The sequence below is a fragment of the Halomonas citrativorans genome (genome assembly GCF_900163645.1).
In the GTDB taxonomy this organism is placed as follows: domain Bacteria; phylum Pseudomonadota; class Gammaproteobacteria; order Pseudomonadales; family Halomonadaceae; genus Vreelandella; species Vreelandella citrativorans.
Map to the genome: position 1 here is coordinate 35,953 of NZ_FUKM01000017.1, position 16,152 is coordinate 52,104.

Sequence of the window (16,152 nt, forward strand, 5' to 3'; positions counted from 1 at the left end):
ACTCTATGGGTCAGCGTCAGAGGCTACCTTCTGAGCCCACTATGTTTCCACGCAGGAGCCAGCCCCCTTGATCAACGTTCTAATCGCCGATGATCATCATCTGGTAAGAACCAGTATTGCTCATCTGCTAAATGAAGAGAGCGATATCAAAATTGTCGGTGAGGTCGACGATGGCGAAAGTGCAGTCACCCAGTGCCGTCATTTAAAACCGGACATTGTCCTGATGGACATACGCATGCCGGGGATAGGCGGGCTGGAAGCAACGCGCCGCATCCATCGTACGATGGAAGATATCAAGGTACTGATCTTAACGGCGCACATGGAAGACAGTGTACTACGTCGCATGCTGGAGGCTGGCGCATCAGGTTTTTTAAGCAAGGGCGCCGGTGCAACAGAAATGACCGATGCGATCCGCCAGGTATTTCATGGTCGTCGCTACGTCAGCCAAGAGATAGCCCAGCGCTTGGCCTTGTCTCACTTTACTAACGAAGACAACCCGTTTAGCCATCTCTCCCATCGCGAACTACAAATTGCGTTAATGATCGTCAATTGTCAGCGCGTTCAGGATATTTCTGACCGCCTGCATTTAAGCCCCAAAACCGTGAATACATACCGCTATCGGCTATTTGATAAACTTCAGGTGGCCACCGATGTCGAACTGACACACTTGGCACTACGTCATGGGCTAGTGGATGGCTTTGACGCCAGTCAGGGATAAACCTAACATCCTTAGCCACTCCTCGGCGTTCGATACGGTGCAATGACATTTAATGCAAAACAGTTTTTAAGCTCGGTAAGCACCTCCCCCGGCGTTTACCGTATGCTTGATGAACACAGCGATACGCTCTATGTAGGCAAAGCGAAACGCTTAAAAGCACGCCTTGCCAGCTATTTTCGTGGCCAGCTGAACACTAAAACGCAGGCGATGGTGGCACGGATTGCGGATATTCAAATCACCGTAACCCGCAGCGAAACCGAGGCACTGCTACTTGAGCAAACCCTGATCAAGGAGCTTCGCCCGCCCTACAATATTTTATTACGGGATGATAAGTCCTACCCGTTTATCTTCGTCACCGACCGCCACAATTATCCCAGACTTGAATATAAACGCGCACGCCAACGGCGCGGCGACGGCCGCTATCTAGGCCCCTATCCCAGCAGCGGTGCGGTACGCGAAAGCCTGTCACTCATGCAGAAAATCTTCCGCATTCGCAACTGCGAAGACAGCGTTTTTGCCCATCGCTCTCGTCCGTGCCTACAACATCAAATCCAGCGCTGCAGCGCTCCTTGCGTAGACTACATTACAAAAGAGGATTACCGCCGCGACGTTGAACACGCCGTTATGTGCCTGGAAGGCAAAAGTGAGCATGTAACCCAAGCGCTTACCGAGGCGATGGAAGCCGCCAGCAAAGACCTGGATTTTGAAGAGGCTGCCCGCTTTCGTGACCAGATACAGCAATTACGCCAGCTACAGCAGCGTCAGTTTGTTGATAACCAGAACGGCGATGCCGATATTTTCGCGCTCGCCCAACGGCCAGGCGCACTAGGCATTTCGGTGTTAAGCGTTCGCGATGGGCGTATGCTCGGTGCCCGCCACCATGCACCAAAAAACGGTCTGGACCTTTCCCCACAAGCCCTGCTGACCGAGGTGGTTAGCCAGTACTATTTTGGCCAGCCGCATAACGTACCCAGTGAAGTCATTACCAGCCATGCGCTGGATGACAGCGACCTGATTGCCGAGGCACTCACACAGCAAGCGGGCAAGCGTATTCGCGTGACAAGCCAGGTACGCGGGCATCGCGCCCAGTGGCAGCAGCTGGCAATGACCAATGCTGAGCAGCAGTTAGCGTCTCAATTGGCGAACCATACGCAGCTCACCCAACGCTTTGCAGCGCTTCAGAAAGCGCTGGACCTTGAATCCATGCCCGAACGGCTTGAGTGTTTCGATATCAGTCATAGCCAGGGTGAAGCCACCGTGGCCTCCTGCGTAGTCTTTGACCATCAAGGGCCGCGCAAGAGCGACTATCGCCATTTCCGCATTGAAGGCGTGGCTGCGGGCGATGATTACGCCGCCATGCAGCAAGCGCTGACGCGAAGGCTGAAACGCGTAGAAAGCGGCGAAGCCATCGCCCCGGATATTTTGATTGTCGATGGCGGCAAAGGTCAGCTTAATATGGCCCGAGAGGTGCTTAACCAACTCGGCATTACCACGATCGTTTTGCTAGGCGTTGCTAAAGGCACCACACGCAAAGCGGGGCTTGAGACACTCTTTTTGGAAACATCGGATAACCCACTTCCCATGGACCCAGCCTCCCCTGCACTGCACTTGATTCAGCATATCCGGGATGAATCGCACCGTTTTGCGATTGCAGGCCACCGAGCCCAGCGCGACAAGGCCAGGCGCACCTCTACACTGCAAGACATTCCCGGCATTGGCCCTAAACGGCGCCGTGAGTTGTTACGTTTTTTTGGCGGATTGCAAGGTGTACAGAAAGCGAGCCGCGCCGAGCTGGCAAGAGTCCCAGGCATTAGCGCTGCACTTGCGGAGAGTATTTATTTGGCCCTGAATGGATAAACCACCATTGGGCATAGATGCTATTCGCTAAGGCGGATAGAATAGCCTTTACTACATTTCGAATTTAATGACTCTCCGGTAAGGATCGCCCGTCGCGATGAATATACCCAACGTACTTACACTGGCAAGAGTTGCCTTTATTCCCTTGCTCGTTGTGCTGTTTTACTTGCCTTTTAACTGGAGCATGCCACTGGCGGCTGGCCTTTTTGCGCTAGCCTCGATGACCGATTGGCTAGATGGCTATTTGGCCCGCCGCTGGAATCAGTCAACACCCTTTGGCGCTTTCTTAGACCCAGTGGCCGATAAACTAATGGTCGTTGTGGCACTAGCGCTGCTGATTGAGCGCTACGACACACTCATTCTGACCTTGCCTGCGCTCGTCATTATTGGTCGTGAAATCGTGATATCGGCCCTACGCGAATGGATGGCAGAAATGGGCAAACGGGGCCTGGTCGCGGTTTCCTGGATAGGAAAACTTAAAACCACGCTCCAGATGGTGGCCCTGCTGATCCTTTTGGCGCTACCGCCCACACATGAGATCGCCCTGCTGGGTGTGGTAGTGCTGTACGTCGCTGCGGCCTTAACACTTTGGTCCATGATCCAATATTTAAAGGCTGCCTGGCCGCACCTTAGCCGCTCCATGTAAGCAATTGATTCCTCGAAGATGGTGTTTGCATCATTGATGATTGACAACCTCTCAACGATGCGTATAATTCGCCCTCGAGTCGAGCGGGAATAGCTCAGTGGTAGAGCATCGCCTTGCCAAGGCGAGGGTCGAGAGTTCGAATCTCTTTTCCCGCTCCAACTTGGATTGTGCGGCAAGCAGGTTAGGTCGAGAGCTGGAACGCCAGCCCGGTCGAATCTATCTTCCCGCTACATCGACTCTTTAGGCTGGATGGCAGAGTGGTTATGCAGCGGACTGCAACTCCGTGTACGCCGGTTCGATTCCGACTCCAGCCTCCACTTTTGTGTTAAGTGCAACGATGCACCAATTGCACTGCCCGGATGGCGAAATTGGTAGACGCAAGAGACTTAAAATCTCTCGGAGGTAACTCCGTGCCGGTTCAAGTCCGGCTCCGGGCACCATTGTTTTATCTCCCTCTATGAATTTATTATCTGCGAGATCATTTTGATCGACGCGGATTTTTTTGCGTCTATACATCGTCAACGACTAATGACTACGCTATACGCTTACCTTTTATGCGCCATAGCGCCAGATAGCAAAAATAAGGAGCGGGCCGCATGAGCACGCCAACAACCGATGTATTAATTATTGGCGGCGGCGTCGCCGGGTTAACCCTCGCCCTGGATATTGCCGACAAACTGTCGGTGACGCTGGTAAACCCGGCCCACAATGACAAAGGCGCCAGCCGATGGGCCCAGGGTGGTATTGCAGCGGTGCTCTCCCCTGAAGACAACCTGGAAGCGCATGTTCGTGACACACTTGTCGCTGGTGACGGCTTATGTGATGAGCAGGCCGTACGCTTCACAGTTACCCACGGTCCGGCTGCTATCCAATGGTTAATTGATCGAGGGGTATATTTCACCCCGGACCCCGCTCCTGACGCTTGCTATCCGTATCACCTGACCCGTGAAGGCGGCCATAACGCCCGGCGTATTATTCATGCCGACGACGCCACGGGGCGCGCTGTGGTAGATACCCTGCAAGACAAAGTCGCCGCGCATGCCAATATTACCCTACGCCGCGATATCACTATTTTAGGATTACTCCAAAACAGCCACGGGCACTGCACGGGTGCCTATGGCGTCGATACAGAGCGACAACGGCAAACACTCACCGCGACTTACACCACGCTAGCCACCGGTGGCGCTAGCGGCCTTTATCGCTATACCACAACGCCGACCCCTGGCAGCGGCGAAGGCATGGTGATGGCTGCGGAGCTTGGTGCGCGATTAATGAATCTGGAGTTTCAGCAGTTTCACCCGACCAGCCTGTATGATCCTAACGGCCCCGCGTTTTTAATTAGCGAAGCGGTACGTGGCGAAGGTGGTTACTTACTCAATGAAGCCGGCGAGCGGTTTATGACGGCCATTGATCCTCGCGCAGAACTTGCTCCCAGGGACGTTGTTGCACGAGCAATTGATGCTCAAATTCAGCAAGGCACCCAAGGACACGTATGGCTGGATATCCGCCACCTTGGTGAAAAAGCCATTCACCACCACTTCCCAACCATTTTGGCGCACTGCGCCTCGCGCGGGATTGATATTACCCGGCAACCCATCCCCGTCGTCCCCGCCGCCCATTATAGCTGCGGGGGCATTGCAACCGATCATCAGGGCGCGACAGGCATACTGGGGCTTTATGCAGTAGGTGAAGCAGCCTGTACCGGCCTACATGGTGCCAACCGCATGGCCAGCAACTCACTGCTGGAATGCCTGGTGTATGCGCGTAGCTGTGCAAGCGCACTTCGAGAACAACATCTCAACGAATGGCACGCGCCGCCCATTACGCCCACACCACCATCTGCCCGGCGATTAAGCACCGAAGAGCAGGACCTACTGGCTCAATGGCGCCAAGAGCTACGAACCATAATGAGCCAACAGGTGTCGATTGTACGCAGCAACTCAGGCCTGGCTGCCGCCCATGAGCAGTTGGCGTTATTGGATAAGCGTTTGGAACGTTTAGGAGCCGGTCAGTTTCAACCTGAGTACATGCAATTACACCAAGCAATCAGGCTGGCTCAACTAACCGTTATCGCCGCATTGAAGCGGCATGAATCACGCGGGTTACATTACTCTATGGATTGGCCGTCTCACCTTCCCGCCCCTGCGGCTTCTTGTTTGACGCTGGCGGATTTAATGCCCGGCACGGTGGTATAAACGGCGCAACAAACGGTGATGAGAGCGAGAGAAACTATCGGGCCACAGCCAAAGCCGCTGTGGCCCCACCCACAAGCCCACCAGCCAAGGCCCCAGGTAATCACAGCGAACCGTCACTTCATCGCTCAACTCTCCATAGGGCTGTCGCCAACGGCCATAAATAGCCGTATCACGCTTGCTTAGATAAAGCACGCCATGGACTTGCCTATGCAGAGTACGCCACAGTAAAAGGCTGACGACTAAGGTAATGCCGCTGCCTACCCAAAGCCCCAATACCCAGTAACTCAACGAACAGAGCCCCACCGCCAAGCCCGACTGAAGCAGGGCAGCCGTTTTAGAGGGTACGATAGGCAGAATTATCGGTGTTTTCCGCATGCTCAACGATCATTTTCACCATATGCTTTAACGCTGGGTCTTCAGGCCATTCACGGTGCATGAGCCAAACAAACAAGTCCTGGTCTTCTTCTTCAATTAGGCGCTGATAAGTCAACTGCTCCTCTTCGCTAAGTGTGTCAAAGCGTTTTTCTAAAAACGGGATCAGCAACAGATCAAGCTCCCACATACCGCGACGCGAGTGCCAGTAGAGTCGCTTACGTAGCACGGCTGCTGGGGATGTATCGTCGTTCAAGGTCAGCCTCTTTCATTGGTAAAAATGAACCGTCAGTATACCTAAGCTAAAGGGTCGCGCCAGCGCCAAGCTTCGCCTATGCTGTTATTCAGTCTAGTACCTTGTTTTATCTGAATTGTTTAATATCAATTTGCACAGTATGCTGAATTCGAGGTTATCAAGGTCAGCCGCTATTGTTAACGGCAGCCTTCACAGTTTACAGGGAGCCAACCGATGACAAAATCTGAACTAATCGAACAAATCGCGATGCGTCAACCGGAGCTATCCGCCAAAGACGTCGAGACGGCGGTACGTATTATACTGGACGATATGACGGACGCTCTCTCCAGTGGTGGTCGTGTGGAAATACGTGGCTTTGGCAGTTTCTCACTGCATTTCCGTGAGCCGCGTACTGGCCGTAACCCCAAAACGGGCGACCCGGTCGAGTTGGACGGTAAATATGTACCGCACTTTAAGCCCGGCAAAGAGCTGCGCGAACAGGTAGATGCCAGCCGTGCGCTGGGTTACTAACACAGAGCCCGAAGCCGCCATACTTTGGTAATCTGTGACTGTGGGATGACGTCGCACCAAGACTCATACACAATAGGGCCATACTGCGAACGTCACTGACTAGGAAACTCTCATGCGTTGGATTAAAGGGCTGATTCTCGCCATTATTTTGCTGGTTGTTCTACTGGTAGGCATCTTGTTTGCCGTCAATAATCAGCAAACCATTGCCTTGAATCTGATCTGGGTCGAACTCCCCCCCATCACACTCTCTGTATGGCTGCTGGCGACATTAACGTTTGGCGTAATACTTGGCATGCTCGCGATGATGGGAGTATACGTACGATTGAAAGCACGTCTTGCGCGCAGCGAGCGCCATAACAAACAACAGCGCAAAGAACTTGATCGCTTACGCACCCAGGAGTTTAAGGAACTAGCGTAAATGCATGATGTCATGCTGCTAGGGCTACTGCTGACAGCGATTGCCATAGGCTTCGGGCTAGGTATTCGATACGCTGCCCGGCGCCACCGGCAAGCGCCAACAGCGCCGCCTTCTCAACTGTCGCGCGAATATTTCGTTGGGTTAAATTACCTGCTGAATGAGCAGCCCGATGAAGCCATTAACACGTTTATCAGTGCACTTGATGTTAATAGCGATACGGTAGATACCCATATCGCGCTGGGTAAACTCTTTCGCACGCGTGGCGAGGCAGACAAAGCCGTCAGTATTCACCAAAACCTGCTTGCACGCCCAGCCCTATCGCATGGCACCAACGAACGCATCCAACTTGAGCTTGCGCGCGATTTTATAGCGCTAGGTGTTCATGACCGTGCCCAGAGACTGCTGCACTCGCTGCTTGAGCAATCCACCGACGATGAGCGCCGCTATGCGGCCAAGCAGCTATTGGTGGGCCTTCTGGAGCGAGAAAAGGAGTGGCAAGCCGCTTTAGAGGTAATCCAACCCCTGCTAAAGCAGCACCCAGGTATGCGGCGCCCAGCGTCACACTGGCTATGCGAGTTGGCCATAGAAGAGATCCAACAGTCCAGCCGTGCGCTCGCGAAAAAGCATCTAAAAAAAGCCTTACTGCTGGATGAACGCTGCATTCGCGCCACGCTATTACTGGCGGATCTTGAGATGGATAACGGCCACTATGGCCGCGCGATAGAACGTCTTGACCATATCCCTGAGCAGGATGGCGCGCATATCCCAACCATGCTGCCAACCCTCCAGCGGGCCTATGCGTATAACGACGATATAGCAGGTCTGGAGAAACACTTGTACCGTCTACTGGGTCAGGCACCTTACACCAGCGTTATCGTGATGCTCGGCGAGCTTATTCACCAGCGGGATGGCGTGGATACCGCCATTGAGTTAACCGGAAACTGGCTACGTGATGCGCCGAGCCTTGGCGGGTTGGACTATCTGCTGGATCTGTATGTCGAAAGCCAGCAGCTAAGTGGAAGAACTGCGCCGGACACTCGCTTATCATTACTGAAATACCACACGGATGCGCTTTTAAAAGATCGCCCACGTCATCAATGCAGGCGCTGTGGTTTTACGAGTGATGCCCTTGCCTGGCAGTGCCCCAGCTGCCGCCGCTGGGGCACTATCAAGCCGATTACCGGTGTAGAGGGCGAGTAACCCGCACACACATATCGTGCTACTGAAGCTCTGCTTCGATAGCCGCCAGCGCCGCCATGGGGTCAGATGCCTGAGTAACAGGCCGCCCTATCACCAAATGTGTACTCCCTGCTTGCATCGCTTCGCGTGGCGTCATAATACGCTGCTGATCGTTAACGGCGGCAAAACTCGGCCGAATACCGGGCGTTACTTTTAAAAACGACTCACCACACACGGCCTGTAAATGTGACGCCTCTTGGGCTGAGCATACAACGCCGTGCAGGCCGCTTTGTTGGGTCAACAGCGCCAAGCGCTCTACCTGTTCAGCGGGTGAAACGTTTAAACCCACTTCGCGCAGGTCGCTCTCCTGGAGGCTGGTTAATACGGTAACGGCGATTAGGTGCGTGTCTAAACCTTGACTAACCAAACGCTCGGCGGCTGCTTCCATCATCTTGCGGCCACCGCTGGCGTGCACATTCACCATCCAGACGCCTTGCTCTGCTGCAGCCTGAACAGCCCCCGCCACCGTATTGGGAATATCATGAAATTTGAGGTCAAGGAACACGTCGAACCCGCGCCCATGCAGCGCTTCAAGGATAGCCGGGCCGCTACGGGTATAAAGCTCTTTACCTACTTTTAAACGACACCGAGCGGGGTCTAGCTGATCCGCCATGCATAAGGCGGCGTCAAGCGACGGGTAATCAAGCGCGATAATCAACGGGGATTCAGACACAGCACTACTCCATACGCATTTTTAAGCATTATATCAGCCCAACACGACCCACTTGTAAGCTATTTGCCACGCTGTACAAGCGAAACTCCTACAAATAATGTCATACATCACTGACAACAACACGATAGCGAACGCGTTAAGTTAATTAAGGCACCCGTTAATGCAGTGTTCGTTAGTGCTGTACCCGGTAGTGCTACTTTTCTTTATCGACAAGAAGGAACAATACGCGTAATGAACATGACATTAAAAAGCTTGTTTGCCGCCCTGTTACTTAGTTTAAGTCTGGGATTATCCAGTAATGCACTGGCTCAAGCCGTCGCGCCTATCAATGTGAATGCCGCAAACGCTGAGCTGTTGAGCGAGCTTCCCGGCATTGGACCAAGCCGCGCTGCCGCCATTATCGAAGAACGAGACGCCAAGGGGGAATTTACAAGTGCTGATGATTTAACGCGCGTCAGCGGCATCGGTGCAGCAACCGTAGATCGCATGCGCGACCAAATCGTGCTCGAAGACTAAACCTTTTAGTAAGTCTTGCTACTTAGCACTACATAGTAGGGTTGCTATTGCCCGGCAGCAGCGCAGACACTGTTTGCCGGGTAAGTGTTTATCACATACCAAGCATTGAAAAACTCACCGAACGACTCCTCTCTCTTCTGCATTGCTGCCCGTGACTAGTCAGGCTTTTAAATCATCCAAAGTGACATGAATTGATCCACCGGCATTGCTTCAAGCGTCGCTTGATTGCCGCAGAGCTGGCTAATCTTTTCGCAGCGAAGTACAGGGAAACGGGTGGCGAGATGTCGCTCAAACTTATCGACCAGTAGCGGCATTCCCTCGTCTCGACGACGCTGATGGCCTATTGGATATTCCACTACGACCTTGTCGGTTGCACTGCCATCACTGAAAAAGACCTGCACAGCATTCGCGATAGAGCGCTTTTGCGGGTCGTGGTAGGCCGCTGAATAGTCGCTATTCTCCTCGACCACCATTTTGTCGCGCAGTATATCAATCAGCGGATGAGCCGCATGAAAGCTGTCTTCATAGTGTTCGGCGGTAAGCGTACCGAAAATAAGCGGCACGGCCGTCATGTATTGCAGACAGTGATCGCGGTCAGCCGGGTTAGCCAACGCTCCGGTTTTGGAAATTATCCGAATCGCTGAATCATGTGTGGTAATTACAATCCGCTCAATATCAACCAAGCGATCTTTTACCTGAGCGTGCAGAAGCACGGCCGCTTCGCAGGCGGTTTGGGCATGGAACTCCGCCGGGAAAGCGATCTTGAATAAAATATTCTCCATGACATAGCACCCAAACTCGCGCTGAAAACGCAGTCGCCGCTCTGCTTCAGGTTTAAGGCTCAGGTCTTTATTACTATGGCTAAAGGACACATCGTAAAACCCCCATTGCGGTGCACTGAGCGCACTGGGGATGCCCATCTCGCCGCGTAACGCCATATCCGCCAAGCGAACGCCTCGGGAAGTGGCATCGCCAGCCGCCCAGCTTTTGCGCGACCCGGCATTGGGTGCATGTCGGTAGGTGCGCAGGCTCTGGCCGTCTACCCACGCATGGGAAAGCGCGGCCAGCAACTGCTCGCGCGTAGCGCCCATTAGCTTGGCAACCACCGCCGTCGAAGCCACTTTCACCAATAGCACATGATCAAGCCCCACTCTGTTGAAGCTGTTTTCCAGGGCCAGCACCCCCTGAATTTCATGCGCCATGATCATGGCGTTCAACACATCACGCATCGTCAGAGGCGCATCACCCTGAGCAACCCGCTTTTGCGACAGATGATCGGCAACCGCGAGGATACCGCCCAGGTTGTCAGAAGGATGCCCCCACTCGGCGGCAAGCCAGGTATCGTTATAATCCAGCCAGCGGATAATTGCGCCGATATCCCAGGCCGCTTTTACCGGGTCAAGGCGTAGCGAAGTGCCCGGTACACGCGCCCCAAAAGGAACCTGGGTGCCTTCTACCAGCGGGCCAAGATGCTTGGTGCACTCTGGAAAACGCAGCGCCAGAAGCCCACAGCCCAACGTATCCATCAAGCAGTAGCGAGCCGTGGACAGTGCCGCCGGCGAGGGGGTATCAAAGCTCAGCACATAATCAGCGATTAGCTGTAGCTCATCATCGTATTCTGGCCGCTCATTTATCTCTGCTGTGAGGTTCATGGAGTTGCCTCCCGATCAATGCATTGAGTTAAAAGCTGTTGCCCGGTATACGCACCGCTCCCTCCATCAGCACGCGAGCGCTGCGGCTCATGATTGCCTTATCGATCTGCCAATGCCCGTCGATAAGGTTGGCTTCTGCACCAACGCGCAAGCTGCCTGAAGGGTGGCCAAACGTGACGGATTGGCGCTTACCGCCACCCGCGGCCAAGTTTACCAGGGTTCCTTCAATAGCCGCCGCTGCGGCAATGGCGACGGCAGCGGTACCCATCATTGCATGATGTAATTTACCCATTGAGAGCGCACGTACCAGCAAATCAATATCTTCCGCATGAACGGCGTTTCCACTGGATGCCGTGTAGTCAGCAGACGGGGCTACAAATGCTATTTTCGGCGTGTGCTGGCGATTAGCCGCTTCGCTGACATCTTCAATTAACCCCATGCGCAGTGCGCCGTGAGCACGAACGGTCTCAAACATTGCAAGCGCTTTGGCATCCCCGTTAATAACTTCCTGAAGCTCCGTACCGGTGTAGCCAAGGTCTGCTGCGTTAATAAAGATAGTGGGGATACCCGCGTTGATCATGGTGGCACTTAGCGTTTTGAAACCAGGCACCTCAAGCTCATCGACGACATTTCCGGTGGGAAAAATGGCACCTTCACCATCGGCAGGGTCCATAAAAGCGACCGCGACTTCAGCGGCAGGAAACGTTACGCCATCAAGCTCAAAATCCCCGGTTTCCTGTACCTCACCATTGGTGACAGGCACTTTCGAGATGATGGTTTTTTGAATGTTAGCCTGCCAGATTCGCACCTCAACCACCCCGTTATCGGGTATGCGGGCAGGGTCTACGAAACCATTGGCAACCGCAAAAGGCCCTACGGCAGACGACAAGTTGCCACAATTACCGCTCCAATCCACATAAGGACGATCAATGGCGACCTGGCCAAACAAGTAGTCCACGTCATGCTCAGGCGAGCTGCTTTTAGCAATAATCACTGCTTTGCTGGTGCTTGATGTCGCGCCGCCCATACCATCTGTCTGTTTTTGGTAAGGGTCAGGACTACCAATGACGCGCAGGAGCAACTGGTCGCGGGCTTTACCGGGCACTTGGGCGGCCTCAGGTAAATCGCTTAATTTAAAAAATACGCCTTTACTGGTACCGCCACGCATATAAGTGGCAGGGATTTTTATCTGTGGCACTGAGGACATATACTCAACTCCGGCCGCCCGGCTTAAGTGCCGGGCTTATCTACAAGTGCATGATTTAATCAGGGAGAGACACCCACGCTTGTTTCCAGGAAATCCTGCGCAAACCGCTGCAATACGCCGCCTGCCGAGTAAATGGTAACCTCTTCAGCAGTATCCAGCCGGCAGATAACGGGCACACGCTCGGTGCTGCCATTCTGGCGATGGATAACCAGCGTCAACATGGCGCCCGGTGTCGCTACTCCTTCCACATCAAAGACCTCCGTTCCTTCAATACCCAGAGTGTGACGCGTAGTACCCGCTTCGAACTGCAGAGGCATTACTCCCATACCAATCAGGTTTGTACGGTGAATACGCTCAAACCCTTCGGCGACAATGGTTTCGACGCCAGCAAGCGCAACGCCTTTGGCAGCCCAGTCTCTTGATGAGCCTTGGCCGTAGTCGGCACCGGCAATCACAATCAGCGGCTGTCTACGCGCCATATAGGTTTCAATGGCCTCCCACATGCGCATAACCTGCCCGTCAGGCTCTACCCGCGCCAGCGACCCCTGGACGACGTTGCCTTCTTCATCGCGCACCATTTCATTGAAGAGTTTGGGGTTGGCAAGCGTTGCCCGCTGCGCCGTCAAATGATCGCCACGGTGCGTCGCATAGGAGTTGAAGTCCTCTTCAGGCAGCCCCATTCGATCAAGATATTCGCCTGCCGCACTATCCAGCATAATCGCGTTAGAGGGTGATAGGTGATCGGTTGTAATATTGTCGGGCAGAATCGCCAGCGGGCGCATGTTCTTAAGCTCGCGCTCTTTGGCCATATTGCCTTCCCAGTACGGCGGGCGACGAATATAGGTACTCTGAGGACGCCACTCATACAGCGGGCTTACTTGGGTGCGGGCACTTTTGTCGAGATCAAACATGGGAATATAGGTCTGGCGGAACTGCTCGGGCTTCACCGACGCTTTTACAATAGCGTCGATCTCTTCATCCTCCGGCCAGATATCTTTCAGAGTAACGGGATTGCCCGCCTGATCGATGCCCAACACGTCTTTTTCAATATCAAAGCGAATAGTGCCCGCAATGGCGTAAGCAACCACCAGCGGCGGCGAGGCCAAAAAGGCCTGCTGGGCATAGGGGTGAATTCGCCCATCAAAATTGCGGTTACCGGAAAGCACTGCCGTGGCGTAAAGATCCCGGTCGATAATTTCCTGCTGAATAACAGGGTCAAGCGCACCCGACATGCCGTTACAGGTGGTACACGCATAAGCCACCACGCCAAAACCCAGACCCTCCAGCTCGTTCATCAAACCGGCTTCTTCCAGGTACATCTTGACCGTTTTTGAACCAGGCGCCAGGGATGACTTTACCCAGGGTTTACGCAACAAGCCGAGCCGGTTGGCGTTGCGCGCGATTAACCCAGCCGCCACCATATTGCGCGGGTTAGAGGTATTGGTGCAGCTGGTGATGGCGGCGATAATAACGGCGCCATCGGGCATTTTTCCCGCTCTCTCTTCTTCGCGCGCAGCATCGAGTCCTACCGCAATACCGCGCTGAACAAGCTCGGAAGTAGGCAGGTGAGCATGCGGGTTGGAAGGCCCTGCCAACGTCCGCGCGACCGATGAAAGATCAAAGGTCAGCACTCGCTCGTACTCAACCTGCGTCAGGCTGTCCGCCCAGAGGCCGGTGTGCTTGGCATAAGTTTCTACCAGCGCCACCTGCTCGTCTTCACGACCGGTGAGCTTCAAATAATCGATGGTTTGGCTGTCGATATAGAACATCGCCGCCGTCGCACCGTACTCAGGCGTCATGTTCGATATCGTGGCACGATCGCCGACCGTCAGCGCATCGGCGCCTTTGCCGTAAAACTCCAGGTAGGCACCCACCACGCGCTCTTTACGCAAAAATTCGGTGATCGCCAGCACCATATCAGTGCCCGTGATTCCCGGCTGCAGCTTGCCGGTCAGCTCTACACCAACGATATCCGGCAAGCGCATCATGGAAGCGCGCCCCAGCATTACGCTTTCGGCTTCCAGGCCACCCACACCGACTGAAATGACGCCGAGCGCATCTACCATGGGGGTATGGCTATCGGTTCCCACACAGGTATCGGGGTAAGCAATGCCATCTCGGTTCTGCACTACCGGCGACATCTTCTCCAGATTAATCTGGTGCATGATGCCGTTGCCAGGCGGGATGACATCGACATTTTCAAAGGCCGTTTTGGTCCAGTTAATAAAGTGAAAGCGATCATCGTTGCGCCGGTCTTCAATGGCGCGGTTTTTCTCAAAAGCTCCCTCTTCAAAGCCTGGGTGCTCCACCGCCAACGAGTGGTCAACAATCAACTGAGTGGGAACAACGGGGTTAACCTTGGCCGGATCACCGCCCTTCTCGGCAATGGCATCGCGCAGCCCGGCCAAATCAACCAGCGCCGTCTGGCCTAAAATATCGTGGCATACCACGCGTGCCGGGTACCACGGAAAATCGAGATCGCGCCGACGCTCGATAAGCTGCTTAAGCGCATCCGTTAACAGCTCAGGATCACAGCGGCGTACCAATTGCTCTGCCAGCACGCGCGACGTGTAAGGGAGCGTGGCGTAGGCTCCTGGCTGAATATCCTCAACGGCTTGGCGCGCATTAAAGTAATCAAGGCTGGTGCCTGGCAGTGGTTGACGATATTGGCTATTCATAAAAACAGGCTCGCGAAAGGGGGAGCTTAAACAAGCCCGGCAGCCAAGCCGCCGGGCAGCACGCTGATTAATCTCGCGCTTCTATCGGCACCCATTCGCTTTTCTCGGGACCAATATAGTCAGCGCTGGGGCGGATAATTCGATTGTTGGCGCGCTGTTCAAAGACATGTGCGGCCCAGCCCGTTAGCCGGGACATGACAAAAATCGGCGTGAACAGCTTGGTGGGGATATCCATAAAGTGATAGGCGCTGGCATGGAAGAAGTCTGCGTTGCAGAACAGCTTTTTCTCACGCCACATCACTTCTTCGACCCTTTCAGATACGGGATAAAGCACCGTATCGCCTACGTCATCGGCAAGCTTTTTGGCCCACTGCTTGATAATCTCGTTGCGTGGGTCAGATTCTCGGTAGATGGCGTGCCCAAAGCCCATGATCTTATCCTTGCGCGCCAGCATGCCCATGATCTGACTTTCCGCTTCTTCCGGCGATTTCCAGTTTTCGATCATCGCCATGGCCGCTTCATTGGCACCGCCATGCAGCGGGCCACGCAGCGAACCGATGGCGCCGGTGACGCAAGAATGCATATCAGAAAGCGTTGAGGCACACACCCGGGCGGTAAAGGTCGACGCATTAAACTCATGCTCGGCATATAAAATAAGCGATACGTTCATCACTCGCGCATGGAGTTCAGAGGCCGGCTCGCCGCGCAGCAGATGCAAGAAATGCCCGCCAACCGATGCAGCGTCGGTTTGGGTATCAATCCGCACTCCGTCATGAGAGTAGCGATACCAGTAGCAAATGATCGAAGGCAACACGGCCAGCAGCCGATCGGCGACGTCCTGCTGCTCGTCAAAGCTCTGCTCGGTTTCAAGATTACCCAGCATGGAAGTGCCGGTACGCATGACATCCATGGGATGAGCATCTTTCGGAATTTGCTCAAGCACCGTTTTCAGCGCATCGGGCAACCCACGCAAGCCCTTTAATTTGCGGATGTAGTCGTCAAGCTCTGCCTGATTAGGCAATTTACCTTTCAAGAGCAGGTACGCTACTTCTTCAAATTTAGCCTTTTCAGCCAGCTCTTTGATATCAAAGCCACGGTACGTTAGGCCCGAGCCAGTCTTTCCAACGGTACACAAGGCGGTAGTTCCCGCACTTTGTCCACGCAGCCCTGCTCCCGCTAGCGGTTTATCAGCCATGACGAGTCTCCTGGTGTGCT

15 protein-coding genes and 3 tRNA genes are annotated in these 16,152 nt (G+C 54.1%); 11 read left to right on the plus strand and 7 right to left on the minus strand.

The annotated features are described in order from the left end of the window. Positions 1-67 precede the first annotated feature (67 nt). The 7 genes from uvrY to nadB all read left to right on the plus strand — a co-directional run bounded on the left by uvrY (position 68) and on the right by nadB (position 5,416). Positions 68-718 (plus strand): UvrY/SirA/GacA family response regulator transcription factor, encoded by a 651-nt coding sequence (gene uvrY / locus CZ787_RS04590; RefSeq protein ID WP_087106657.1) that lies wholly within the window; start codon positions 68-70, stop codon positions 716-718. 42 nt (positions 719-760) lie between these two features. Then, complete coding sequence (gene uvrC / locus CZ787_RS04595; protein WP_087106659.1) at positions 761-2,575, plus strand: excinuclease ABC subunit UvrC; 1,815 nt, start codon at positions 761-763, stop codon at positions 2,573-2,575. Positions 2,576-2,672: 97 nt separating this feature from the next. Then, entirely contained in the window at positions 2,673-3,221 is a 549-nt protein-coding gene (pgsA, locus tag CZ787_RS04600) for a CDP-diacylglycerol--glycerol-3-phosphate 3-phosphatidyltransferase (protein ID WP_087106661.1), read from the plus strand. 83 nt (positions 3,222-3,304) lie between these two features. After that, positions 3,305-3,379: transfer RNA gene (locus CZ787_RS04605), tRNA-Gly, on the plus strand. An 85-nt stretch (positions 3,380-3,464) separates the two neighbouring features. After that, positions 3,465-3,538 (plus strand) — tRNA-Cys (locus CZ787_RS04610). A gap of 36 nt (positions 3,539-3,574) precedes the next feature. Next, positions 3,575-3,661: transfer RNA gene (locus CZ787_RS04615), tRNA-Leu, on the plus strand. Positions 3,662-3,817: 156 nt separating this feature from the next. Beyond that, positions 3,818-5,416 carry an L-aspartate oxidase gene (nadB, locus tag CZ787_RS04620; RefSeq protein ID WP_087106663.1) on the plus strand — a complete coding sequence of 533 codons (1,599 nt, stop codon included), beginning with the start codon at positions 3,818-3,820 and terminating at the stop codon, positions 5,414-5,416. On the opposite strand, the gene CZ787_RS04625 is transcribed toward nadB, so the two are convergent. Continuing rightward, positions 5,393-5,791, minus strand: coding sequence for a hypothetical protein (locus CZ787_RS04625; RefSeq protein ID WP_225733804.1), 399 nt, complete (start codon positions 5,789-5,791; stop codon positions 5,393-5,395). The genes nadB and CZ787_RS04625 overlap by 24 nt on opposite strands. Beyond that, the gene (locus CZ787_RS04630) at positions 5,751-6,044 is read right to left on the minus strand and encodes a succinate dehydrogenase assembly factor 2 (RefSeq protein ID WP_087106665.1); all 294 of its coding nucleotides are present in this window, start codon (positions 6,042-6,044) and stop codon (positions 5,751-5,753) included. Before CZ787_RS04630 ends, CZ787_RS04625 begins: the two co-directional genes overlap by 41 nt. Positions 6,045-6,257: 213 nt before the next feature. Between CZ787_RS04630 and CZ787_RS04635 the strand changes: the two genes are divergently transcribed. From CZ787_RS04635 to lapB, 3 genes are all read left to right on the plus strand, one after another. Continuing rightward, entirely contained in the window at positions 6,258-6,554 is a 297-nt protein-coding gene (locus tag CZ787_RS04635) for an integration host factor subunit beta (RefSeq protein WP_087106667.1), read from the plus strand. Positions 6,555-6,666: 112 nt separating this feature from the next. After that, the gene (locus CZ787_RS04640; RefSeq protein WP_087106669.1) at positions 6,667-6,972 is read left to right on the plus strand and encodes a lipopolysaccharide assembly protein LapA domain-containing protein; all 306 of its coding nucleotides are present in this window, start codon (positions 6,667-6,669) and stop codon (positions 6,970-6,972) included. Next, positions 6,973-8,172: a lipopolysaccharide assembly protein LapB gene (gene lapB, locus CZ787_RS04645; protein WP_087106671.1), complete on the plus strand. Its 1,200-nt coding sequence runs from the start codon at positions 6,973-6,975 to the stop codon at positions 8,170-8,172. A 19-nt stretch (positions 8,173-8,191) separates the two neighbouring features. Here the strand turns inward: lapB and pyrF are convergent, their stop codons facing one another. Next, on the minus strand, positions 8,192-8,884 hold the full coding sequence (gene pyrF / locus CZ787_RS04650) for an orotidine-5'-phosphate decarboxylase (RefSeq protein WP_087106673.1): 693 nt from the start codon (positions 8,882-8,884) through the stop codon (positions 8,192-8,194). A 231-nt stretch (positions 8,885-9,115) separates the two neighbouring features. Here pyrF and CZ787_RS04655 point away from each other — a divergent pair, with 231 nt between their 5' ends. Continuing rightward, a complete protein-coding gene (locus tag CZ787_RS04655; protein WP_087106675.1) occupies positions 9,116-9,400 on the plus strand; it encodes a ComEA family DNA-binding protein in 285 nt (94 codons plus the stop codon). A 167-nt stretch (positions 9,401-9,567) separates the two neighbouring features. On the opposite strand, the gene prpD is transcribed toward CZ787_RS04655, so the two are convergent. The 4 genes from prpD to prpC all read right to left on the minus strand — a co-directional run bounded on the left by prpD (position 9,568) and on the right by prpC (position 16,132). After that, a complete protein-coding gene (gene prpD / locus CZ787_RS04660; protein ID WP_087106677.1) occupies positions 9,568-11,052 on the minus strand; it encodes a 2-methylcitrate dehydratase in 1,485 nt (494 codons plus the stop codon). Positions 11,053-11,080: 28 nt separating this feature from the next. Further along, positions 11,081-12,259, minus strand: coding sequence for a 2-methylaconitate cis-trans isomerase PrpF (gene prpF / locus CZ787_RS04665; protein WP_087106679.1), 1,179 nt, complete (start codon positions 12,257-12,259; stop codon positions 11,081-11,083). A gap of 59 nt (positions 12,260-12,318) precedes the next feature. Next, positions 12,319-14,937, minus strand: a complete 2,619-nt coding sequence (gene acnD, locus CZ787_RS04670) for a Fe/S-dependent 2-methylisocitrate dehydratase AcnD (RefSeq protein ID WP_087106681.1) — start codon at positions 14,935-14,937, stop codon at positions 12,319-12,321. Positions 14,938-15,004: 67 nt separating this feature from the next. Further along, positions 15,005-16,132: a bifunctional 2-methylcitrate synthase/citrate synthase gene (prpC, locus tag CZ787_RS04675; protein WP_087106683.1), complete on the minus strand. Its 1,128-nt coding sequence runs from the start codon at positions 16,130-16,132 to the stop codon at positions 15,005-15,007. Positions 16,133-16,152 lie beyond the last annotated feature (20 nt).

What these genes read in the sequence shown, in the direction of transcription:
- uvrC (WP_087106659.1), top strand. Translation starts at nt 761, where the DNA reads ATGACATTTAATGCAAAACAGTTTTTAAGCTCGGTAAGCACCTCCCCC.
- pgsA (WP_087106661.1), top strand. Translation starts at nt 2,673, where the DNA reads ATGAATATACCCAACGTACTTACACTGGCAAGAGTTGCCTTTATTCCC.
- nadB (WP_087106663.1), top strand. Translation starts at nt 3,818, where the DNA reads ATGAGCACGCCAACAACCGATGTATTAATTATTGGCGGCGGCGTCGCC.
- CZ787_RS04625 (WP_225733804.1), bottom strand. Translation starts at nt 5,791, where the DNA reads ATGCGGAAAACACCGATAATTCTGCCTATCGTACCCTCTAAAACGGCT.
- CZ787_RS04635 (WP_087106667.1), top strand. Translation starts at nt 6,258, where the DNA reads ATGACAAAATCTGAACTAATCGAACAAATCGCGATGCGTCAACCGGAG.
- CZ787_RS04640 (WP_087106669.1), top strand. Translation starts at nt 6,667, where the DNA reads ATGCGTTGGATTAAAGGGCTGATTCTCGCCATTATTTTGCTGGTTGTT.
- lapB (WP_087106671.1), top strand. Translation starts at nt 6,973, where the DNA reads ATGCATGATGTCATGCTGCTAGGGCTACTGCTGACAGCGATTGCCATA.
- CZ787_RS04655 (WP_087106675.1), top strand. Translation starts at nt 9,116, where the DNA reads ATGAACATGACATTAAAAAGCTTGTTTGCCGCCCTGTTACTTAGTTTA.
- prpD (WP_087106677.1), bottom strand. Translation starts at nt 11,052, where the DNA reads ATGAACCTCACAGCAGAGATAAATGAGCGGCCAGAATACGATGATGAG.
- prpF (WP_087106679.1), bottom strand. Translation starts at nt 12,259, where the DNA reads ATGTCCTCAGTGCCACAGATAAAAATCCCTGCCACTTATATGCGTGGC.
- acnD (WP_087106681.1), bottom strand. Translation starts at nt 14,937, where the DNA reads ATGAATAGCCAATATCGTCAACCACTGCCAGGCACCAGCCTTGATTAC.
- prpC (WP_087106683.1), bottom strand. Translation starts at nt 16,132, where the DNA reads ATGGCTGATAAACCGCTAGCGGGAGCAGGGCTGCGTGGACAAAGTGCG.